We start from the raw sequence: 20,443 nt of genomic DNA, 5'->3' as shown, positions 1-20,443 counted from the left end.
ACGATGCCGAGCGTCGCCAGCCAGAAATGCCAGGTGACGAGCCTGAGCGAATAGAGGCGTTCACGGTTCCAGAGTCTCGGCACCATGAAGTAGATTGCGCCAAACGAGATCATGCCGACCCAGCCGAGTGCGCCGGAATGGACGTGGCCAATGGTCCAGTCGGTATAATGCGACAGCGAGTTGACCGTCTTGATCGACATCATCGGGCCTTCGAAGGTCGACATGCCGTAGAAGGCGATGGCCATCACCATCATGCGGATGATGGGATCGGTGCGCAGCTTGTCCCAGGCGCCCGACAGCGTCATCAGGCCGTTGATCATGCCGCCCCATGATGGCATCCACAGCATGATCGAGAACACCATGCCGAGCGTCTGCGCCCAATCGGGCAGGGCGGTGTAGTGCAGGTGATGGGGCCCGGCCCAGATGTAGAGGAAGATGATTGCCCAGAAATGGACGATCGACAGGCGGTAGGAATAGACCGGCCGGTTGGCCTGCTTGGGCACGAAATAATACATCATGCCGAGGAAGCCGGCTGTGAGGAAGAACCCGACGGCATTGTGGCCGTACCACCATTGCGTCAGGGCGTCCTGAACTCCGGAAAATGCAGAATAGCTCTTGGAGCCGAGAAAGGAGGCCGGCATCGATAGGTTGTTGATCACATGCAGCATCGCGATGGTCACGATGAAGGAAAGGTAGAACCAGTTGGCGACGTAGATGTGCGGTTCCTTGCGCTTCAGGATNATCGCGATGGTCACGATGAAGGAAAGGTAGAACCAGTTGGCGACGTAGATGTGCGGTTCCTTGCGCTTCAGGATCGTGCCCAGGAACAGGATCAGGTAGGCGACCCAGACGATGGTCAGCCAGATGTCGACATACCATTCGGGTTCCGCATATTCGCGGCTCTCGGTGATGCCGAGCAGATAACCGGTCGCGGCCATGACGATGAAGAGCTGGTAGCCCCAGAACACGAACCAGGCGAGATCGCCACCGAACAGCCGAGCGCGGCAGGTGCGTTGGACGACATAGAGAGACGTGCAAAGCAACGCGTTGCCGCCAAAGGCGAAGACGACGCACGAGGTGTGCAGAGGCCGCAAGCGGCCGAAGTTGAACCAGGGCTGGATGTTGAGATCGGGATAGGCAAGCTGCAGNCGAGGTGTGCAGAGGCCGCAAGCGGCCGAAGTTGAACCAGGGCTGGATGTTGAGATCGGGATAGGCAAGCTGCAGCGCGATGACCACCCCGACCAGCATGCCAACCACACCCCAGAACATGGTGGCGATGGCGCCGTAGCGGATTGGACCATCCATGTAGGCGGACGGGTCGATCGGAGCGGCAGCTTCGAAACTCGTGTTGCGGAGGAGGATGGCGACAAAACTGAGCAGCACAAGAAACAGCACCCACATATGCTGCCGGAAGGGCTCGTCCACTCCGAAACCGGCGGCCACCAGGGCGGCAAAGGTAAAAAGGGCCAAAGCGAAGACTTGCGTGCCGAACTTCATGACCTGTCCCCGACTTCGGATTCCTGTGCGCGGACGTCAATCCGCCTGACACCAATCCAGCAGTCACGCGGCTGGCGCCTTGATCCATGTCAAAGCCATTTGATTTTGGATTGGGCAGCGTTGGATTTGCAAAGGATCGGGAGGCTGTTATTGAACAGGGAGAGGGAGCTGCGATCGTCGCTGTTCGAAACGAGCCGCGACAGATCGATGCCGATAGTTCGATCTGGCAGAGAAGCAGTCCCGGTTGCGCTCATGAAACGTGCGCATCTGGAAAAGCTGCAGCTCTGCGATGCCTTGGAAAAAATAGCCGACACCCTGCCCAGGGTCGATAGCCTGGCATGCCTGGCTGCGGCAAACGCGATCGTTCCGCTGTTGCGCAACATTCATCAATATGAGGAGACGGTGATCTTTCCGGCCTACGAGGCTGCTTTGACCGGCAGGGATGCCAACCTTGCTTCAACTCGTCGACTGCGCGCCGAACACGTCGAGGACGAATGCTTTGCCGGCGAGGTGACTGAAATCCTGCTGGCGATCGGCCATGGAGAGACGGTTGAGAACGCCGAGGCTGTCGGCTTCATGCTGCGCGGCTTCTTCGAAAGCTTGCGCCGGCATATCGCCTTCGAACGCGAGCACGTCTTGCCGATGATCGGGGTCGTCGATGGCGGTTAGGCGCCGGAGCGGCGTTCCAGCCGGCCCATATTGTCCACCGTCACGTGCCGATTATTGTCGATCCGGATCACGCTGTCTGTTCGCAGCCTGGTCAGTTGGCGGCTGACCGTCTCGATCGTCAAGCCGAGAAAATCGGCGATATCGGCGCGTGTCAAAGGCAGGTCGAAGGTCGTCGACTGCGCCGCCGGGTCCAGCGTGGGATCGATGTTCCTGGCGATCATCAGGAGAAAGCTCGCCACCTTTTCCGAAGCACTCTTGCGCCCGAGCGTCACCATCCAGTCGCGGGCTTCGTCGAGTTCGTTGAGCGCCTGTTTGAGCAGACGATGCTCGAGTTCCGGAGATTCCTTCATCATCCGCTCGATGGCGGCCTTTGGAAACGAACACACGGAAACCGCGGTTGCGGCTTCAGCGTTGATCGCGCTTTCCACCTTGAAGGGCCTGCCCAGAAAATCGGGGGCGAACTGGAGGCCGACAATCTGCTGGCGCCCGTCCGAAAGGCTCTTGGTCAGCTTCACAACGCCGGAAAGCACGTTCGAATAACTGTCGACGGTCTCGGCGTCGCCAATCAGTTCTGTGCCCGGTTCAACGGTATGCCTCGAGGAGGTCTTGGCCAGGCTTACCAATTGGTCGGGATCAAGCGCACCGCAAACGCCTCGGTGCCGTGCCTCGCAAGACTGGCAAAGCACTGGAATGCTGGAACTGTGAACGTCTTGGCGCACCGTCATCTTAATCGTCCGAGAGATTCCATCTGTCCGGAAGGTAGCATTGGCGGACAAAAGAACCTTGCGTCAGTTTGTCCGCGGGCGGCCTTGACCGAAATCAAGGCCGCTCGCGCCCAATGTGATCAGTGTCGCGCCATGCAAAGGGGATCGGATAGCGACATGCGGCCAGAATTAGTAGCCAGGCTCGGTGAGAACGTTCCACGCTACACGAGCTACCCGACCGCGCCGCATTTCCATCCAGGCGTTGATGCTGCCGTTTGTCGTGGCTGGCTTCAAGCGCTCAACGAGGGCGACGAAATCTCGCTCTATCTGCACATCCCATACTGCGACAAGCTTTGCTGGTTCTGTGCCTGCCATACCAAGCAGACACGCCATTACGAACCGGTGACCNACGAGGGCGACGAAATCTCGCTCTATCTGCACATCCCATACTGCGACAAGCTTTGCTGGTTCTGTGCCTGCCATACCAAGCAGACACGCCATTACGAACCGGTGAGGATCTATCTCCGCTCACTGCATGCCGAGATCGCTACCGTCGCCGGTCTTGTTGCAGGCAAAGGCCGTGTGCGTGCCGTCCATTTCGGCGGTGGTTCGCCGACGATGCTCAAGCCCGAAGATATGGTGGCGCTGGGAACCGNACCCAACGATATGGACGATGCCCGCCTCGATGCGCTTGCCGAAATCGGCATGACCCGTGCGAGCCTCGGCGTTCAGGATTTCGATCCGAAGGTGCAAAAGGCAATCAACCGCGAGCAGAGCTTTTTGCAGACCAAGTCTGTAGTCGACGGTGTTCGTTCGCGCGGGGTCGAGTCCGTGAATCTGGACCTGCTCTACGGCCTGCCGCACCAGACGAGGGAGAGCGTCTCCTCCACCGTCGCGCAGGCGCTGACCTTGGAACCCGACAGGATAGCGCTTTTTGGCTACGCCCATGTGCCGTGGTTCAAGAAACACCAGACGATGATCGACGAGGCCTGGTTGCCGGGTCCGGCGGAGCGCTTTGCCCAATCGCAGCTGGCAGCGCGGGCGATCGTGGACCAGGGATACGAAGCAATTGGGCTCGACCATTTCGCCAAGTCTAACNAGCGCGGGCGATCGTGGACCAGGGATACGAAGCAATTGGGCTCGACCATTTCGCCAAGTCTAACGATGCGTTGGCCGTAGCGGCCCGAACCGGCACTCTGCACCGGAACTTTCAGGGCTATACCGAGGATCGCTGCGAGACATTGATCGGCCTCGGCCCGTCATCCATCGGCCAATTTCGGCAAGGCTATGCACAGAACATGCCATCGACCGCCGAGTATGGGCGCATGGTCGAAGACGGCGGGCTGGCCGCGGTCCGCGGTATCGCGCTTTCCCAGGACGACCGGGTTCGCGGCTGGATCATCGAGCGGCTGATGTGTGATTTCGCCTTCTCGGCGATCGAGCTGGTGGAGCGCTTTGGCGAAGCCGGCCAAAGTCTTCTCGGCAAGGCAAGTGCGACAGCCCTTCATGATCCTGCGCGGTTGCTCGAGCTTGATGGCGACAGTTTCGTCGTGCCGGCGGAAAGTCGGCCCTTTGTCAGAAGCATCGCGGCAAAGTTCGACAAATATTTCGAAACCGGCAAAGCCAGGCATTCGGCGGCGGTCTGAGCATTGGCTCCTGTCAGAAATGTTCGCCGGCCTTGAACGGGCCGATGCGGGTACCTGCCGCGATCAGATAGGCGGTCGACCAGCCGATCAGCAAGAACCCGTTTACGCCCTCCAGCGCCGCCAGGACACGCCACGCATGGGCGGGCACGATGTCGCCGTAGTGGACGGTCGAAAAGGTAATGGTCGAAAAATAGAGCCCAGTTCGAAATCAGCGAAGATATCAAGCAACCGGTAGAGGCCAGCCCAGAGCCAGACATCCGCGGTCATAACGGCAAAGAGCCCCATCACCACGCTGATTATGGCGGCGATACGGCTGCGGCGTCCGTGCATGCGAAACCGCGCGACCAGGTGTCCCGTCGCGTGCGTGACGCGATCAGACCAAACGTGCGGATCAAAACCGTCAGACTTATGACGAGTGCGATGAGGAGATTGAGGATCATCGTTGGAAGGTAGAGATTGCAGCGGCGCCTTCCTTGCTCGGACTGATGGAACAGCACCGGACCGTGCTCGGCAACGATCTGCGCGATCAGTTCAAGGGCTGCCGGTGCCGCCGCGACCTTAGCCTGCATTGTGTTTTCCGATTTCCAGCCTGTGGCGCGGCCCCTCGCGGAGCCGCGCCTGTAAGTCAAAGCCGCGATCAGAAGAAGCCCAGCTTCTTCGGGCTGTAGCTGACCAGCATGTTCTTGGTCTGCTGGTAGTGGTCGAGCATCATCTTGTGCGTCTCACGGCCGATGCCGGACTGCTTGTAGCCGCCGAAGGCCGCATGCGCGGGGTAGGCGTGGTAGCAGTTGGTCCAGACGCGGCCAGCCTGGATCGCGCGGCCGAACCGGTAGGCGCGGTTGCTGTCGCGTGTCCAGACACCGGCGCCGAGGCCGTACAGCGTGTCGTTGGCGATTGCCAGCGCTTCGGCGTCATCCTTGAAGGTCGTGACCGAAACCACCGGCCCGAAGATCTCTTCCTGGAAGATGCGCATCTTGTTGTGGCCCTTGAAGACCGTCGGCTTGACGTAGTAGCCGCCGGCCAGATCGCCGGGCAGAACATTGCGCTCGCCGCCGGTCAGCAGCTCGGCGCCTTCCTGGCGGCCGATGTCGATGTAGGACAGGATCTTTTCCAGCTGCTCGGACGAGGCTTGGGCGCCGATCATCGTTGCCGGGTCGAGCGGATCGCCCTGCACGATCGCCTCGACACGCTTCAGCGCACGTTCCATGAATCTGTCGTAGATCGATTCATGGACGAGCGCGCGGCTCGGGCAGGTGCAGACTTCGCCCTGGTTCAGCGCGAACATGACGAAGCCTTCGATCGCCTTGTCGAAGAAATCGTCGTCTTCAGCGACAACATCCTTGAAGAAGATGTTGGGCGACTTGCCGCCAAGTTCCAGCGTGACAGGGATCAGGTTCTGGCTGGCATACTGCATGATCAGCCGGCCGGTCGTGGTTTCGCCGGTGAAGGCGATCTTGGCAATGCGTGGCGAAGACGCGAGTGGCTTGCCGGCCTCGAGGCCGAAGCCGTTGACGACGTTGAGGACGCCTGGCGGCAACAGATCGCCGATAAGATCGGCCCAGAGCATGATGGCGGCCGGGGTCTGCTCGGCAGGCTTCAGGACGACGCAGTTTCCGGCCGCAAGGGCAGGCGCAAGCTTCCAGCAGGCCATCAGCAGCGGGAAGTTCCACGGGATGATCTGGCCGACCACGCCGAGCGGCTCGTGGAAATGGTAGGCGACGGTATCGTCGTCGATCTGCGAAAGGCTGCCCTCCTGGCCACGCACGGCGCCGGCGAAATAGCGGAAATGGTCGATGGCCAAAGGCAGGTCGGCGGCGGTCGTTTCGCGGATCGGTTTGCCGTTGTCCCAGGTTTCGGCGCATGCGAGCAGATCGAGATTTTCCTCCATGCGGTCGGCTATGCGGTTGAGGATAAGGGAGCGCTCGGCAACGCTGGTGCGCCCCCAGGCATCCTTGGCGGCATGGGCCGCGTCTAAAGCCGCCTCGATGTCCTGGGCATCCGAACGCGCCACCTCGCATAGCAACTGGCCGTTCACGGGCGAGAAGTTCTCGAAGTAACGGCCGGAACGTGGCTCGGCCCATTTGCCGCCGATGAAATTGCCGTAACGCTTGTCGAAGGGCGCCTTGACGGGGCGTGAGAACTCAACCTTGTTCATTATGTCTTCCTCCCAAAGCTGACGTCGCGGGATGCGACGCTTCGGAAGGAGACATGCGATCTCCCATCGCGATTGCCAATGCGCCGGGGACAGTGTGCGGGCGGGATGTGTCGCAGAATTGCGACAGTCATGCGACGTTCGAAGGTTAGTGCGACCTGTGGACGTCCAGGCGGTTGAGCTTACGGTGAAGCGTGGCGCGACTGATGCCGAGCGCATGGGCCGCGGCCGAGACATTTCCGTCTGCCCGCGCCAGCGCCCGCTGCAGAACGCCGCGCTCCGCCTCGGCCAGGACTTCGGGGCCGCTCTCGGCCCAACCGAGCAGATCGGCCGCAGGCATCGGCTTATCGAGACACTGTTGCGTAATTCCTAGCGCCAGGCGAGCCGAACGAGTGGCGCCAACCACGAGGTCGTCCGCATCGAGCGCGATCAACGCCCCGGACCCCTTGTCGGGCACCGGCGCCAGCAGAATGCGCGCCTTGGGGAATGCCATCTTGAAGTTCTCCGCCTCGATCCGACGCGCCGCGTCGACCACGGCCATGGAAATGAGATTGGAGAAGATTTCGGTTAGATCAGCACGGCAGGAAGACACGTCAAGCGCAGCCACAAGATCTCCACGGTGATCATAGATCGGAGCTGTGGTGCAACTCAGCCCGGTGTTGCGCGTGTGAAAGTGCTGATCACGGTGGATCGTCAGGACGCGCTGTTCCACCAGACAGGTGCCGATGCCATTGGTGCCCTCGCTCTGTTCGTTCCAGACGGAGCCAGTCCACAAGCCCCAGGAATGAAACGTCTCGTCGTCTACAGGCGCGCCGCGCCGTTCGACCGGCACGCCCTCGCGATCGGCGAGCAGGACGCAGCATCCGACGCCGCCCACCGCAAGATAGAGCCGGTCCAGGCTTGATCGAGCAACCCGGACGAGCGGCTCGATGCGTTGCCGGGCCTCTCCCAATTCCGCCTCTGTCAAATAACGGGGAGGGCTGCAATCGGCCGGATCGAGCCGGTGCAGACTGGAAGACCGTCGCCAGGAAGCGACCAGCGCGGACTTCGCCGCCGCGTTCGAAGCGATTGCGGCCTGAACGCGGTCGGCGTGATGGCCGGATAGATCCTCACCCATACATATCCTCCCAGAACCCGATCTCTCCCTTTCGGCTACTAGACCACGGCTGCTTCAAGACAAGACAATGCAGGTTTCGTATCAGATTCCGCTTTCTATCGACGCACTGTCAATTCGACGGAAGAACCAGACACATCCTCGAATGTTTTCCTGTCAATGAATGACGTTTGGCCAATGCATAGTCGTCCTCGCCTGTGCATTCTCTCTTCCAGGCAACTGTTCGGCTGATCCCCCAAGGCTACCGTATAAACTGGGGCATTCATTGATCCAAAGCAAAGACGACTGCCCATAATCAGCTGCGGGACGGTGCGGAACAATACGGGAAGGTTTTTGACTCTGGCCCGCGAAAAAGTCAATAAAATCAACGATCCTTGTACGTCCTCCGGGCCTACCAGTCGCCTTGATGAACAAGGCTTTGCGTCGAGGGTAGACAACCTGGTTAGACAGTCGGTCAGACAAACCGCTTCAGAAGCTTCGCCATGCCCTCCACGGCGAGCCGCTCCTGCTCCGTATCGACTTTTTTATTGAAATCCCGAATTCGGTGGCCTTACAAGACCGATGTTGCCATTGCTCGTAGGTCGGCTGTGATGGATAACGTGGTTCCATTCCGCAAGGCCGTGCCTTGCGTCGAAGTGACAGAAACCTGCGGCGAATGGTTCGTCCGCGTGGTTGAGAAAGATCAGGAAATTGCCAGGTCATTCAATCAGGAATCGTTCGCGTTGTCCTTTGCAGAAGGCCAGCGGATACGCCTAGGGCTAGCGAAGGTCGTGCGCCTGTAGGGCGCTGTGGGGCGGCATTGTAGGCATTCAAGCATGAGCGGAACCTAATTTGCAGCCGCAAATTAATGTCCAATGAATGAACTCCCAAACCGGAAAAAACTCGTGCCTGACCCTCAACCTCGGCGCGGCTCCAACAAAGGTGTGTTGCTAGCGGCTGCAGCGCTGCTGTTTGCCTTTCTCGCTCTTATTCTGTTTGGGTTTTTTCAGTAAGTGCGCGCGGCGCCGGCTTCCTAGAGAGGGCAGAGCACCTGCCGACGTGATCTTCGATCGCTCGCGTCCTTGCGGCGGGGCGACTATCCAAGCCGGCTCGGTTCGTCGCTCCTGACGGGTTCGGCGGTCCCTCCACAGCAGGATGATCATTCGGCAATTCTTGGCAGCGCCGGTATTCAACTCACGCCCAAAGCGATTGAACTGAAGCTGGCCGTCGATGTCGTGACTGACGCAGCATGAGCCGAACAGGCGAGGCAAGCGCAAGCCTTGGGGCCTAACCTCAGACAGACGAATCACGCTCGTGCAGTCTGGAGACAGCGCAACGAGTTATTCATTCGGGCGCCTTCGCATCACCAGCGGAACGAAAGAGTTAATTGGCGGTTTACTAGGGAAGGATTGCAGGACGAAAAACATTGAGGATTTCTGCCATGACAATGTTGTTCGAACCACTCGACTCTGAAGGTTACAAGCGCAGCGTGGTCTACCATGCCGCACGCTTGTCCATGCTCCACAATCGAATGCTGAAGCGTTTCGAGAAGGTCGATAAAGCGGCTGAAAAGGTTGAAGCCGAGGTGGAGCTGTTTGATGAAGCTGTTCGCACTCTCTACGAATGAGCGGCATGTTGACCGCCGACGTTCCTGCTAGCGCGTATACGGGCGCGGGGTTCACCGTTTGCTCCACCAGGCGATGTCGCGCCGCGGATTTGGGCTTGATAAGCATGATCTAATGTATACGATTCACCCAGCCGGCCTGGCTCCCCCGCCATCGGGCCGGTCAGGCCCGACGGTTCAACGCACCACCCCAAACGACTGTCGGGCCGCCAGGACGCTCACTGCGCAGCCGGGTTCATGCTTTGCCTTTTTTTCTCGAAAAGCGCGAGCTTGGTCATATAACCAATTCTGATTTTTGCATGGCATTGGGTGCAGTTGAAGTTGGATATCACCTTCAACCACGATCCCTTTTTTATGATGACATGAGAACAGTTTGGACATTCCAGTTCCAGGTACTCGTCCCCCATATCGTTTGAAATCGGCACTACGACACTCCCCAACAGTTGCCCGTGAAACTTGCGCTTCGAGATCGGCCAGGCACCTCCGTGCTCAAACCCCGAACGTGGGTCCTTGGCAGATGTTCCGCAATCCGACCTCTGGCGACCGGGATCGGACCTAAGTCCAAATCGCCGCCAACAGGCCGAGAAGTGGAACCCCGGCGGATGCTTTTTGAACGCTGAATTTCCGTCCTCGCCGGTCGTAGTCCGCCGTCCTCATGGCCAAAGCGCCAATGTTGCCCTTTGTGAGACTGACCTCGTCCGGCCTACCAGGTCGCCAGGGCGCAACTCCGGTAATAATGCGGCGGAGCGAATGTCAGCGCGAAACTGTGCGCAGGGACGCCAACTCGCTGACAGCAGCAAGGATGACAGCATCGGTTGCCGGCTTCGGCAGGAATCTGCAGTCGCGGAAAGCCGCGGGAACGTCGGCGGGGCCAAATCCCGACAAGAAGGCAAAGGGGATGCCTCGCGCCTGCAATATCCTCGCCACCGGCAGACCCGTTTCACCGTTCAGCTGGATGTCTAGCAACGCCACGTCAATCTTGTCCGATTCGACAAGACGCAGAGCGGCGGATACCGACGGCACAGGTCCGACCACCTGATAACCGGCGCGACGCAGCCGCGCGGCAGTGTCCTGCGCGACTAGCCATTGATCCTCAACAATCAGAACACTCACGCTTTCGCTCACGGCCCCTCTCTGCGATTGACCGGAAATGAGATGTCGATCCGAGACCTTCGGACAGTTGTTTCGACATGTCCGCAAACCTATAGGTAACCTCTCCATGCAGCAAGGTGAGGCTGATGCTGGAGCGGAGGCGCTTCCACCGACCAATTGCTGAATTACTGGAGCCGAAGATTAGCGCGTCAATGGAGCTGCGGTCCCCGCCTCCGCTCCATCAGAGTTGGATAGGCGTTTACCCCTCTCCACGATCCACAAAATCTAAAAGCCGCCGTACCGCGCCATTGGCTCTTCAAAGCATGAGCAGCACCTCTCTCTCCATCTTGGGCGACCTGAGATTGCAATCGGTCAATGAGCGTCAGAAGTGCGATGCACCGAGTTTGTGCCTGCAGTTTTTCGAAGGAAAGGCTTGAGAATTCATGATTTCGGAGCAGGTTTGGCTGGCGCATGAGCGCCGCAGATCTATACTGGGGAGATCAAGCGATGGGGTCGGCCATGAGCAAAGAGTTCAGTGTAGCTGATGCCTATGGCGCCGGCCGCGCCATGTTCATGGGACTTGAACTGCTGGTTTCGCCCGGTGCGCTCGTCCCCAGACCTGAGACCGAGTTGCTCGGCAAGACCGCGCTTGGTGTGTTGCATCAGATGAACCTGCCGGCTCCGCGCATAGTTGATATGTGCTGCGGCACTGGGAATCTGGCGTGCGCGATCGCCTACCATGTGCCCAGCGCCCTTGTCTGGGCAAGCGATCTCACCGATGAATGCGTCGAAACGGCACGCCGCAACACCTCACATCACGGCATGGCTGAGCGTCTTTCGGTGCTTCAGGGCGACTTGTTCGACTCTCTCATCGGCCTTGGGCTAGACGGAACTATCGACGTAATCGTCTGCAATCCGCCTTACATTTCTGAAAAGCGGCTCGAGGGCGACCGCGCCCATCTGATCGAGCTTGAGCCGCGCGAGGCGTTCGCAGCCGGCCCTTACGGCCTGAGCATTCATATGCGCGTACTGAAAGACGCACCGCGATACCTGCGGCGTGGCGGCATCCTGCTCTTCGAGGTCGGGCTTGGCCAAGACCGACAGGTAGCGGGTCTGCTGGAACGCAGCAAGGCATTCGAGAACATCCGTTCGGTCTCGAACGAAGCGGGCGAGGGCCGGGTGGTTCTGGGGCAAGTCAAGACGCAGGCATGAATCCTGCGACAATCAGACCAAATACGGGGCTGCTCTGGGCGTTACGCTTACCCATCAGTTCATTTTGCGGATGATGTATTGCTCGATCCCCTGGATGGAATCGAGGTTTTCAGGCAGAAGTTCGCTATCCTCGACGGTAATGCCAAAGGTCTCCTCGATGAAGCCGATAATCTCAAGCACACCCGTCGAGTCGACAATGCCTTGATCGAGCAAGGATGCGTCATCCAGCAATGCCTTGACGTCGCTGACGTAGAAATTTGAAACCAAGAAACTACGAATCTGCTCGCTGTAGATTCCGGTGCGTTCCTTGATGGTCAACATGAATTCGTCCTCCGTGGCGTCACCATTAAATCAGCGACTTGGTTCTGGCCCCGCATCATGACAGCGCCGTTTTCTTGAGTTTTCCCGTGTCCGTCATCGGCAGGTTCGCCACAACGACGATGGATTTCGGGACCATGAAGTTTTCCAGACGCTTCTGGCACTCCTTCTGCAGTTCCCTTTCGCCAATGGCTCTTCCATGCTCCATCACCACAAAGGCTTTCACCGCTTGCCCGAGGAGCTCGTCGGGAACACCGATGACAGCCGCTTCTCGGACTCCTGGAATGTCCATGAGTACGTTTTCCACTTCCCTTGGCGCCACCTTCTCGCCTCGCGACTTTATGATCTCATCCCCACGGCCAACGAAGTAGAGGTAACCCTCCGTATCCATCCGGCAGTAGTCGCCGGTGTATAGGACCTGCTCGCCGGGCAGCGGGCCGGGTTTGAGCTTCCTGGCCGTTGCCTCGGGCTTGCCCCAATACCCCTTCATCACCGTTGCGCCGCGAATGACGAGTTGGCCGACAACGCCTGGGCCTATCCGCCTGTCATGCTCGTCAACGATCCACATCTCCGTATTCGGGATTGCGATCCCTACGCTCAATGGCTTTCGCTCGAGGTCCTCTGGCGGCAAATAGGTGCAACGTTTGCATTCGGTGAGACCGTACATCGAATAGATGCGTGCACCCGAAAACAGCTCGCGAAGCATGAAAATATGCTTGAGGGGTAGGGCTGCCGCAGTGTTTGTGACGTAGCGGATGCTCGAGAAATCCTGGTCTTTGAGGGACCTGAGTTCGGAGAGTGCGGCAAAGATTGTGGGCACGCCGGGAAAGCCCGTAACTCCCTCCTGCCTGATCAACCCGAGGATCTGTGCCGGGAAAGCGAACGAGCGTTCGAGCACCAGCCGGGCGCCGGTACGAAAAGCCATGATCATCTGGTACAGTCCATAATCGAAGGCGAGGGGTAGGACATTGAGGATCACCTCGTCCTCGGCAATCGCCAGGTAGGAAGCGATAGACGCGCACGCGGTCATCATGTTTCTGTGCGTCAGCATCACGCCCTTGGGTTCGCCCGTCGACCCGGACGTGTAGATGATGGCTGCCAGATCAACATCGATGCACTGCCGTGCCGGCGGCGTATCCGCGCCATTGGCGAGGGCGGCGTCCCAGCGCATGGCAAACGGCAGCTGGGCGAGTTCGACGTCGTCGATAGGTCCCGATACGATCACCCGCAGAAGTGACGGGCAGCCGCGCGCCGGCTCGCGGAAGATCGCTTGCAGATGGCCGTCCGTGATGAGCGCCGTCGGCCGGCAGTCGTTGAGCAGATAATCGAGCTTGTCGCTCTTGGTGAGTGGGTTGACGATGCACACCACCGCATTCGCCTTTAGCACCGCCCAGAAGCTAACCACCGTCTCGACGGTGTTGTCGGCGAAGATCATCACGCGATCACCGCGAACGACTCCGGATGCGGACAGGTCCCAGGCGATCGCGTTGGCTCGCGTTTCGAGTTCGAGGTAGGTGACACGCTGCCTGTTGCACACCAGCGCCACCTTACTTCCGTGTCGGACGGCGGAATGGGCGAGGTAGTCATGCAGCAATGGTACGGCATCATGCAACATACAGGCGCTCTTCCCGATGTTCGCAGTCGACGTCGACGCTGAGCGTGCATTCGAGCGTTGCACTGGGACAACCCGCGACGAACTGCTGATGAAGAAGTTGGGTCGACAACACGCCGACCAGCGCCATGTTGTCGGCATTGGACAGGTCGCCATCGCCAGTTCTGGCCTGGCATTTGGCAAGCAGGTGCGTGACCCCCTTTGGATCGAAGACATTCGCCTCGCGCAGGGCCGTCTGCGAAACCGCCTCGCGAGCGTAATCCGGAGCGTCTGCGCCGACGAAGCAAAGCGCGTTGGGCGCGCGGAAGGGCTGCTTCTTGCGGGCTACGATCTCGGAGGGCAGGATGGGTGCCGCCATGCGCTTCAGCACGTGCTTCTCATCGAGGCCGCGGAGTTTGAAGGAGGGCGGCAGCGAATTCGCGAGCCTCACAAGTTCATCGTCCAGGAACGGGAAGCGGCCCTCGACGGAGTGAGCCATCAGCATCCTGTCGCCTTGCGAGGAGAGCAGATAGCCCGACATCAGTGTTTGGACCTCGAGATACTGGTCCTGCGCAAGAGGGCCCCAACGGGCAAACTGCGCGGGCAGACGGGCGAGCAACTCGGACACGGCGTCGCGGCCCTGCGTTTGAGCGCGCATGTCGGTCGTAAACAAGCGCTTGATGGCCCTGGTGGTTTGCCACCGCGTTTCATGAGCAAAGCCCGGCGCGTCGTAAGCCTGAATATTTCGCCCGAAGAATTGACGCGCCATCGCCTGCTGTTGCACCGGCGAGCGGGTGAGATAGGGGTAAAGGCGTTCCAGGAGCCGAGAGCGGCGTGTCGATGTCGGGTGGCGCCCCCAGAAGCGGCGGACCTTGCCTTCGCGGAACAGGTCGTAGCCGGCGAACATTTCGTCAGCGCCTTCGCCGGTCAGCACGACCTTGATGCCACGCTCGCGCACCAGGCGCGAGAGCAGGAAGAGCGGCGCCGGGGCAGTCCTCAGTATCGGGCGTTCGGTGTGTTGGATTACCTCCGGAAAGATTCCGGCGATATCTCTGCGCGAAACGACCACTTCATGGTGCTCACTGCCGATCGTCTCGGCAACCATTCGCTGGAAGCGGGTCTCGTCATATTCGGCGTCGGCAAAACGCAAGGAGAAGGTTTGGAAGCGATCGCCCGCGAAGCGCCTCGCGAGCGCGGCCACAAGCGAACTGTCCAGCCCTCCGGAGAGGTAGCACCCGACAGGCACGTCTGCGCGCGCCATTCTGAGCGCCGTCGCGGCCTCAAGAGCGCTAGATACGCGGTCCACCGCGTCATCGCTGGACCCGGTGAACTCGCCCTGTCGCGATCCGAACTTGTCGGGATAGGAAGGCTGCCAAAAAATCCGCTCACGAACGGTGCCATCCTGATAGATGCGGACATGACCCGGCTCGAGTTCGTTGATCCCGTGGAAAACTCCTTGCGGCGGAACGACCGTCCAGAGCGTGAACGTCTGATCGATGCCGGCCGGATCAAAGGCGCGAGGTATGGTTCGATCGGCCGCGAAAATGGCTTTCACTTCGCTGGCGAAATAAAGCCGGTGCGCATGCTCGCTGAAATACAGCGGGCAAATGCCGAAGCGGTCGCGCGACAATATGAGACGATTGGCCACTGAATCCCAGATCGCAATTGCCCATTGGCCGTTCATCCGCTCGAAGGCCGTTTCTCCCCACTCACGATAGGCGTGTAGCGCGACCTCCGTGTCGCTGCGGGTTCGGAAGCGGTGGCCGAGCGCCGTGAGTTTTTCACGCAATTCGACGTAGTTGAATATCTCGCCGTTGAACACGATCCACGTCGTATCGCCTGTGTCCGCCATCGGTTGCTGGCCACTGGAAAGATCGACGATGGACAGGCGCACATGCGCCAGCCCCGCGCGTCTGTCCCGGTAGAGACCGCGCCCGTCGGGGCCGCGATGCGCCAGCGCGCCCATCATCTGCATCAGCGCCTGCCGCGAAGGAAAAGCCGCTGTGGCATTCAGCGCCACGATTCCAGCGATGCCGCACATGCTCGGTCAATCTCCGCCTTCGGCGGACAGCAAAGGCCGCGCGTGAAGATAGTGGGCCGCCCTTCGTTTCGCTTCGATGTCCTTAAACACTTTCTGAAGCTGGGGCTCGGTGAGGCCAGCAACCGCCGCGAACTCATTGCTGGCGATCCCGTGGTTCAGGCCGTAGAGGCATAGATCCATCAGGTGATAGGGCAGCGCGAAATAAAATTCTTCCTGGCTTTGGGTCATGGAAAAGGTGTCGGTGGTCGGTTGCCGCTGCCGGATTTCATCATCCACCTCGAGATATTCCGCGAGTTGATAAACCTGGGTTTTGTAAAGGTGAACGATCGGCATCACGTCGGCGGCTCCGTCGCCCTGCTTGACGAAAAAGCCCTGGTCGTACTCGAGGCGATTTGGAGTGCCGACAACCGCGTATTTGAGGCGGTCGGCGTGATAGTATTCCGTCATCTTGCGCAGGCGCTGCTTGTAGTTTGTCGCAGCAACGATCTGCAGATAGGCAGCTGGCGGCAGACGCACGGTATATACTTTACCCTGCGGATCCTGGACCGTGAGGCGGGTTATGTTGAGCCCGCTGCTCTCCAGAACCGACGCGATCACCAGCTTGCATTTCCACCCTTCCCCATAATCGGGAACGACGGTCTGGATCGCCTCGATCTGTCGGCGGTAGGCCCCAATAGCCTCCAGGGCCGGTGCTATGTCCTCAAGGACGCTTTCAATGCCAAGCTGTGCCGCGACGCGGCGGCCAAGTCTCAGCGAGTCGCCGGAAGAATCCCGCTCCGGCATGAACAGTCCCAGGACCTTGTCTTTCCCGAACGCGCGCATGCACAAGGTCGCGACGACGGAGCTGTCGATACCGCCGGAAAGACCAACAACCACGCCGCGACGATGCAGGGTGCCGAGAACCTGAGTGCGCAAGGTGTCAACGATGCGGTCGACCTCCGCGCGGGCATCGAGCGTCAGCATGTCCTTGCTGAATTCCGGAATTATGTCGATGACAAGTCCTCCCTTTTGCGAGATTCGGCGGGGGAATAGGTCTGCACGATGGCCGTCTCGATAAGCGGACGGTTGGTGGCAAGGTTTGGTTCGACGACAAGGTCGATGTGGCTGCCCTTGATCGAAATGACGTCCAGGTGTGCCAAGACGCTGTCCCAGCCCAAGGCCCGCGGCATCCCCTCCCTGCGACATCGGAACAAGGTACCGGAGAGGGGCAGAGCCGGTTTCGATGCCTCAAGCCACTGGAAGAATGACTTCGCCCTTAAAACCTCCTGCATTTCCAGTTTGGTCCTGAAGATCGTCGGGTTGAACTCTCCATTGGCAAATCTGTCCAGAATCCTGGCCAGACGCGCTTCGCCGCCCACGGCCACGGTGATCTTCGCAAGGGCTCTGCAAGCCATCCGGTGCGCGGATATGCGGTTGGTGCGAATACGATAGAACGTACGGGTAAGTGTCTCCCAGTGGTTGCTCGGCTCGTCCAGAAGGCTCGTGTCGAGGATGCCCAGGAACCGCACCGTTCGCCCGGCGTTCATGAGCCGTGCGGCAACCTCGAATGCAACCGCGCCACCCAGAGAATGGCCGAGAAGTCGCACGGGGCCCGCAGGTTGGATGCGGCTTATCTGCTCGAGTGCGGCGCCAGCCATGGCGCTGAGGGTGTTGTGTCCGTCCAGTATCGCCGCAAGGCTCGGATATCGGATCGGGTTTACACGGGCGACTTTCCCCATGGCGGCTGCGAACGCAGCCAGGCTCGGACCATAGCCAACGGACCCTGGAAACAGGAAAAGAACCGGGGGGTGGTGCTTCTTTTCGCGCCCTTCGCCCGACCGTGCAGAGACGACCGCCTCAACCATCTCGTCCAAGCTCATGCCGACGGTGAATGCCTCGAGGCCCAGCTCTTGCCCGATGGCGTTTTCGATCGCCATGACGCAGTGCAGCAGCTGCAGCGAATCTCCTCCAGCATCATCCCAGTTTCCCGCGGCAGTGCCTGTGTTGAGAACCTGCGTCCACGCGTGCTGCACTATTTGACGCGTGTCCTTTGCTCCTCCGGCGGGCGGAGCATCGAGAGTGGACGACGGGGCGGCTTGCGCCCTCCTTCCGTGCGAACGATCTATCTCGGCCAGTGTTGCCAAATCGACCTTACCTCCCGACAGGCGTGGGATTGCGTCAACGGTGTGCAATCGCAAGGGACGCAATGGTGCCGGCAAGGTCATTCTGAGGAGCTGGCGAAGGTCGTCTGCAAAAGCGCCGCCTGCGAAGCGCTGGGGAACCGCGAAGGCGATGAGTTCCTGCGCGGCCGTTACCATCACCACGGCATCCGCCACTGAAGGCGCGCAACGCAAGACCCGTTCGAGTTCGGCGGGCTCGATGCGTCGACCATTGATCTTGATCTGGCGCCCTTTGCGGCCGACGATCCTCAAGATGCCATCATCGTCCAGCCGAACGAGGTCCCCGGTCGAAAAAAGCCGAGCCTCGGGATCGTCGGGGTCCGGCTGCGCGGGAACGACCACACCGTTCTCCCAATGACCAAGCAGGACATAGCGGCTTTTGATCAGAAGCTCTCCACTCTCGCCTGGCCCTACATTGCACTCCGCTTCGTCGACGATAGCGAATGTCATACCAGGGAGCAGCCTGCCGACGGGAACCGACGCGTCTTGCTCGGGCCAGTCAGGCGGCAAGAACCATTGCGAACCGATGGTTTCAGTCGATGAGTAGCCGATCTGGATCAGGCACTGGTCCGAAACGGCTTTGCGCAGCAAAGCGATGTCTGCCCATGACACTTTCTCCCCACCGATCCGGGCCACTCTGAGCGGCCAGGAAGCGTCGGCGGGCGCCTCGGCCAGGAGGGCTCGAAGCAGTGCCGGCACAAGATAGGTGATCGTCACACCTTCGGACTGCAATCGAGCGCGCGCAGCGCGCAGGCCGACAGCCTCCACCTCGAGAAGATGCAATGTGGCGCCCGTCAGCAGCGCCGCAAAGATCTCCCGGCAACCGGCGATCGTGGCTGGCCCGGTCAGCGGCAGGAAAACGTCATCCGCGCTGATATGGCACGCATCGACATATTGCCGGACCCGCCAGAGCAGGCCGCGTTGGCTGTTGACGATTCCCTTGGGGCGCCCGGTGCTACCTGAAGTGTAAAGCACCAATGCAGGCGCATCGACCGAAACGATAGGGGGCTTGGGCTGCTGTTCTGGGTGTTGATCGTTGGGCGCCACGGCGGCGGCAATATCGATCCAGACGATCTCTTGGGCTAGTTCGACCGGGCGAACATTTTCGGCGCCTATAATCGCGCCGAGCCGCGCGGCACTGACTATACCGAAAATGCGAGAGGCGGGATCTCTTGTGTTGAGCGGAACCGAAGGCCGTCCCGCCGTCATGCTCGCCAACATCGCCACAGGATACCAAGCGGAGTTTGCTTGCAGGATGCCGATGGCCTGCCCTTCGGGGACGACGGCACTGATATGAGTTGCCAGCGTCTCGACCTCCCGGAAAAGCTCAGAAAAAGTCAGGCGGTTGGCGCCGTCGCTGATTGCGAGCTTGTCAGGATACCGCCTGGCGACGTCTCCAAGGTGGTCGAAGATTGGAATGTCCGCAAATTGGGCACCCATCTGTCGGTAACGGCGCCAGACTGGCCCCCCTTGGTCAAGGTCATATTCGGGAACGACTGACCACCTTCGGGTGGGTCGCAGATCCACCTGCAGGTTTTGATTTGCCACTTCCGAATGCAAACACACTGAGGACATTCAGGGCCCCGCCAAGCTGACGGTCGAACATCGCTCGCCGCGGAGATCTTTTCATCAATCATTCGGATGATGCCTCGATCTTGCCTAGCCAGCGCTTCCCGAGCGTCCTTCAGAAGTTTTGCAACGGCTCACCTAGCGCAATCGCGATGAATCGGCAGGCGCCGCGAGGATCCGGGGGTGCCCAGATATTCACGACTGGAACGGTCATTCAAATGAACGTTGGTGTGATCTGAAATCTGGATAAGCTTTGATCCGCAGGTGAATGACTGCTCTTTCGAAGGCGCTTAGGCATTCCGCTATGATCATCGAGCTGTTTGGACCGCCTGGTGCCGGCAAGACCACGCTTCTTCGCGGCCTCTGCCAGGGCCTGGCGAAACACGGTATCAACGTGAAGACAGTGAACGGGTACCGTCTGATTGAACATGGATCGGCTCAGGATGATGGTCCCGAGATCCGCCACGGCATAGGGCGAATTGGCAAAAAAATTGCCACATCCGCTCCTGTCTTGCTGTCGACCTTGCCAAAGGACAGTGTCGCGGCCCGGCTTCTGACATCAATCCCTCTTCGAAGCCGCGTGTGGTCATGGCGTATGAAGGTCGACATCGCCCAACTGTGCCAGTCCTGGCGCCAAGCGCGGGAGTCGTCCGGTTGCTTCATCTTCGAAGAGGGCATGATTCAGGCTTTGTGTGCGCTGGGCGTGCTGGCTAGAACTCCAAGGCTCGACGCGGTTCGCAAGTGCCTGGCGTTCCTGCCGCGGCCGGACCTCGTCGTGCAGCTCGACGCGCCTCAGGAAACTTTGCGCCGCCGTCTCGAGGAGCGGTATGCGCAGCAACCGCTCCTCGAGGTTATCCTGTTCGAACTCGGCGTGGACAGGGGATTGCGGCAGGCCGAGATCTCAAGAGAGGTCGGCGAGTGCTTGCGCCAGGACCGATGGCCCTTGATACAAGTCAATGATGCTGAAGCTCACGACGTGGACAGGGTCATCGCGCGCGTCCTGGGAGAGCATGTTCGGAATGCAGCCCTGGCTGACCCATGACGCATTGTGCATTACGTTTGGCGCCAAGCTGGGG

General features: G+C 59.9%; 19 protein-coding genes and 1 pseudogene. 7 read left to right on the top strand and 13 right to left on the bottom strand.

Annotated features, from left to right (window positions below; all coding sequences use genetic code 11):
* A pseudogene (locus X756_RS153965) lies at positions 1–1,497 on the bottom strand (cbb3-type cytochrome c oxidase subunit I); the annotation flags it as partial.
* Between the two features lie 252 nt (positions 1,498–1,749).
* Here X756_RS153965 and X756_RS0134115 point away from each other — a divergent pair.
* A complete protein-coding gene (locus X756_RS0134115; RefSeq protein ID WP_023670842.1) occupies positions 1,750–2,166 on the top strand; it encodes a hemerythrin domain-containing protein in 417 nt (138 codons plus the stop codon).
* Here the strand turns inward: X756_RS0134115 and X756_RS153970 are convergent.
* On the bottom strand, positions 2,163–2,891 hold the full coding sequence (locus tag X756_RS153970) for a Crp/Fnr family transcriptional regulator (protein WP_023729591.1): 729 nt from the start codon (positions 2,889–2,891) through the stop codon (positions 2,163–2,165). The two genes, X756_RS0134115 and X756_RS153970, sit on opposite strands and share 4 nt — an antisense overlap.
* Positions 2,892–3,047: 156 nt before the next feature.
* On the opposite strand from X756_RS153970, the gene X756_RS1000000169825 reads away from it, so the two are divergent.
* Together X756_RS1000000169825 and X756_RS1000000169330 are read left to right on the top strand one after the other, a co-directional pair.
* Positions 3,048–4,049, top strand: a complete 1,002-nt coding sequence (locus X756_RS1000000169825; protein WP_245264493.1) for a radical SAM protein — start codon at positions 3,048–3,050, stop codon at positions 4,047–4,049.
* On the top strand, positions 3,983–4,516 hold the full coding sequence (locus tag X756_RS1000000169330) for a hypothetical protein (RefSeq protein WP_198020015.1): 534 nt from the start codon (positions 3,983–3,985) through the stop codon (positions 4,514–4,516). The genes X756_RS1000000169825 and X756_RS1000000169330 overlap by 67 nt, the downstream gene beginning before the upstream one ends.
* Before the next feature lie 13 nt (positions 4,517–4,529).
* Here X756_RS1000000169330 and X756_RS1000000169820 read toward each other — a convergent pair whose 3' ends face one another.
* The 4 genes from X756_RS1000000169820 to X756_RS153980 form a co-directional block, all read right to left on the bottom strand.
* On the bottom strand, positions 4,530–4,664 hold the full coding sequence (locus X756_RS1000000169820; protein ID WP_023670845.1) for a hypothetical protein: 135 nt from the start codon (positions 4,662–4,664) through the stop codon (positions 4,530–4,532).
* 148 nt (positions 4,665–4,812) lie between these two features.
* Positions 4,813–5,085, bottom strand: coding sequence for a hypothetical protein (locus X756_RS1000000169815; RefSeq protein WP_023670846.1), 273 nt, complete (start codon positions 5,083–5,085; stop codon positions 4,813–4,815).
* Between the two features lie 68 nt (positions 5,086–5,153).
* Positions 5,154–6,671, bottom strand: coding sequence for an aldehyde dehydrogenase (gene adh, locus X756_RS153975; RefSeq protein ID WP_023729590.1), 1,518 nt, complete (start codon positions 6,669–6,671; stop codon positions 5,154–5,156).
* A 145-nt stretch (positions 6,672–6,816) separates the two neighbouring features.
* Positions 6,817–7,785, bottom strand: coding sequence for a helix-turn-helix domain-containing protein (locus X756_RS153980; protein WP_023729589.1), 969 nt, complete (start codon positions 7,783–7,785; stop codon positions 6,817–6,819).
* Between the two features lie 479 nt (positions 7,786–8,264).
* Between X756_RS153980 and X756_RS1000000169810 the strand changes: the two genes are divergently transcribed.
* Both X756_RS1000000169810 and X756_RS17865 read left to right on the top strand, forming a co-directional pair.
* Positions 8,265–8,564, top strand: a complete 300-nt coding sequence (locus tag X756_RS1000000169810) for a hypothetical protein (protein ID WP_023729588.1) — start codon at positions 8,265–8,267, stop codon at positions 8,562–8,564.
* 638 nt (positions 8,565–9,202) lie between these two features.
* Positions 9,203–9,388 carry a hypothetical protein gene (locus X756_RS17865; protein ID WP_023697125.1) on the top strand — a complete coding sequence of 62 codons (186 nt, stop codon included), beginning with the start codon at positions 9,203–9,205 and terminating at the stop codon, positions 9,386–9,388.
* Between the two features lie 174 nt (positions 9,389–9,562).
* Here X756_RS17865 and X756_RS01000000165385 read toward each other — a convergent pair whose 3' ends face one another.
* Both X756_RS01000000165385 and X756_RS153985 read right to left on the bottom strand, forming a co-directional pair.
* A complete protein-coding gene (locus X756_RS01000000165385; RefSeq protein ID WP_155921622.1) occupies positions 9,563–9,766 on the bottom strand; it encodes a hypothetical protein in 204 nt (67 codons plus the stop codon).
* A 372-nt stretch (positions 9,767–10,138) separates the two neighbouring features.
* Positions 10,139–10,510 carry a response regulator gene (locus tag X756_RS153985; protein WP_023729587.1) on the bottom strand — a complete coding sequence of 124 codons (372 nt, stop codon included), beginning with the start codon at positions 10,508–10,510 and terminating at the stop codon, positions 10,139–10,141.
* Between the two features lie 486 nt (positions 10,511–10,996).
* Between X756_RS153985 and X756_RS153990 the strand changes: the two genes are divergently transcribed.
* Positions 10,997–11,689 (top strand): class I SAM-dependent methyltransferase, encoded by a 693-nt coding sequence (locus X756_RS153990; RefSeq protein ID WP_023689767.1) that lies wholly within the window; start codon positions 10,997–10,999, stop codon positions 11,687–11,689.
* A 54-nt stretch (positions 11,690–11,743) separates the two neighbouring features.
* On the opposite strand, the gene X756_RS153995 is transcribed toward X756_RS153990, so the two are convergent.
* The 5 genes from X756_RS153995 to X756_RS154015 are packed head-to-tail and all read right to left on the bottom strand — an operon-like array spanning position 11,744 to position 19,238.
* Positions 11,744–12,010: an acyl carrier protein gene (locus X756_RS153995; RefSeq protein WP_023670883.1), complete on the bottom strand. Its 267-nt coding sequence runs from the start codon at positions 12,008–12,010 to the stop codon at positions 11,744–11,746.
* 55 nt (positions 12,011–12,065) lie between these two features.
* On the bottom strand, positions 12,066–13,622 hold the full coding sequence (locus X756_RS154000; protein ID WP_031238135.1) for an AMP-binding protein: 1,557 nt from the start codon (positions 13,620–13,622) through the stop codon (positions 12,066–12,068).
* Positions 13,612–15,639, bottom strand: a complete 2,028-nt coding sequence (asnB, locus tag X756_RS154005; RefSeq protein ID WP_023729585.1) for an asparagine synthase (glutamine-hydrolyzing) — start codon at positions 15,637–15,639, stop codon at positions 13,612–13,614. Before asnB ends, X756_RS154000 begins: the two co-directional genes overlap by 11 nt.
* 6 nt (positions 15,640–15,645) lie before the next feature.
* Positions 15,646–16,626 (bottom strand): NAD(+) synthase, encoded by a 981-nt coding sequence (gene nadE, locus X756_RS154010; protein ID WP_280806610.1) that lies wholly within the window; start codon positions 16,624–16,626, stop codon positions 15,646–15,648.
* Positions 16,623–19,238: an AMP-binding protein gene (locus X756_RS154015; RefSeq protein ID WP_348529821.1), complete on the bottom strand. Its 2,616-nt coding sequence runs from the start codon at positions 19,236–19,238 to the stop codon at positions 16,623–16,625. The genes nadE and X756_RS154015 overlap by 4 nt, the downstream gene beginning before the upstream one ends.
* 433 nt (positions 19,239–19,671) lie before the next feature.
* On the opposite strand from X756_RS154015, the gene X756_RS154020 reads away from it, so the two are divergent.
* The gene (locus X756_RS154020) at positions 19,672–20,409 is read left to right on the top strand and encodes an AAA family ATPase (protein ID WP_031238133.1); all 738 of its coding nucleotides are present in this window, start codon (positions 19,672–19,674) and stop codon (positions 20,407–20,409) included.
* Positions 20,410–20,443 lie beyond the last annotated feature (34 nt).

This window comes from Mesorhizobium sp. LNJC405B00, assembly GCF_000502615.1.
Taxonomy (GTDB): Bacteria; Pseudomonadota; Alphaproteobacteria; order Rhizobiales; family Rhizobiaceae; genus Mesorhizobium.
This window is presented reverse-complemented; position numbering and strand designations above follow the sequence as displayed.

Coding starts and splice junctions, on each gene's coding strand:
- X756_RS0134115 (WP_023670842.1), top strand. CDS start 1,750: ATGAAACGTGCGCATCTGGAAAAGCTGCAGCTCTGCGATGCCTTGGAA.
- X756_RS153970 (WP_023729591.1), bottom strand. CDS start 2,891: ATGACGGTGCGCCAAGACGTTCACAGTTCCAGCATTCCAGTGCTTTGC.
- X756_RS1000000169815 (WP_023670846.1), bottom strand. CDS start 5,085: ATGCAGGCTAAGGTCGCGGCGGCACCGGCAGCCCTTGAACTGATCGCG.
- adh (WP_023729590.1), bottom strand. CDS start 6,671: ATGAACAAGGTTGAGTTCTCACGCCCCGTCAAGGCGCCCTTCGACAAG.
- X756_RS153980 (WP_023729589.1), bottom strand. CDS start 7,785: ATGGGTGAGGATCTATCCGGCCATCACGCCGACCGCGTTCAGGCCGCA.
- X756_RS1000000169810 (WP_023729588.1), top strand. CDS start 8,265: ATGCCCTCCACGGCGAGCCGCTCCTGCTCCGTATCGACTTTTTTATTG.
- X756_RS17865 (WP_023697125.1), top strand. CDS start 9,203: ATGACAATGTTGTTCGAACCACTCGACTCTGAAGGTTACAAGCGCAGC.
- X756_RS01000000165385 (WP_155921622.1), bottom strand. CDS start 9,766: ATGTCCAAACTGTTCTCATGTCATCATAAAAAAGGGATCGTGGTTGAA.
- X756_RS153990 (WP_023689767.1), top strand. CDS start 10,997: ATGAGCAAAGAGTTCAGTGTAGCTGATGCCTATGGCGCCGGCCGCGCC.
- X756_RS153995 (WP_023670883.1), bottom strand. CDS start 12,010: ATGTTGACCATCAAGGAACGCACCGGAATCTACAGCGAGCAGATTCGT.
- X756_RS154000 (WP_031238135.1), bottom strand. CDS start 13,622: ATGTTGCATGATGCCGTACCATTGCTGCATGACTACCTCGCCCATTCC.
- asnB (WP_023729585.1), bottom strand. CDS start 15,639: ATGTGCGGCATCGCTGGAATCGTGGCGCTGAATGCCACAGCGGCTTTT.
- X756_RS154015 (WP_348529821.1), bottom strand. CDS start 19,238: ATGGGTGCCCAATTTGCGGACATTCCAATCTTCGACCACCTTGGAGAC.
- X756_RS154020 (WP_031238133.1), top strand. CDS start 19,672: ATGATCATCGAGCTGTTTGGACCGCCTGGTGCCGGCAAGACCACGCTT.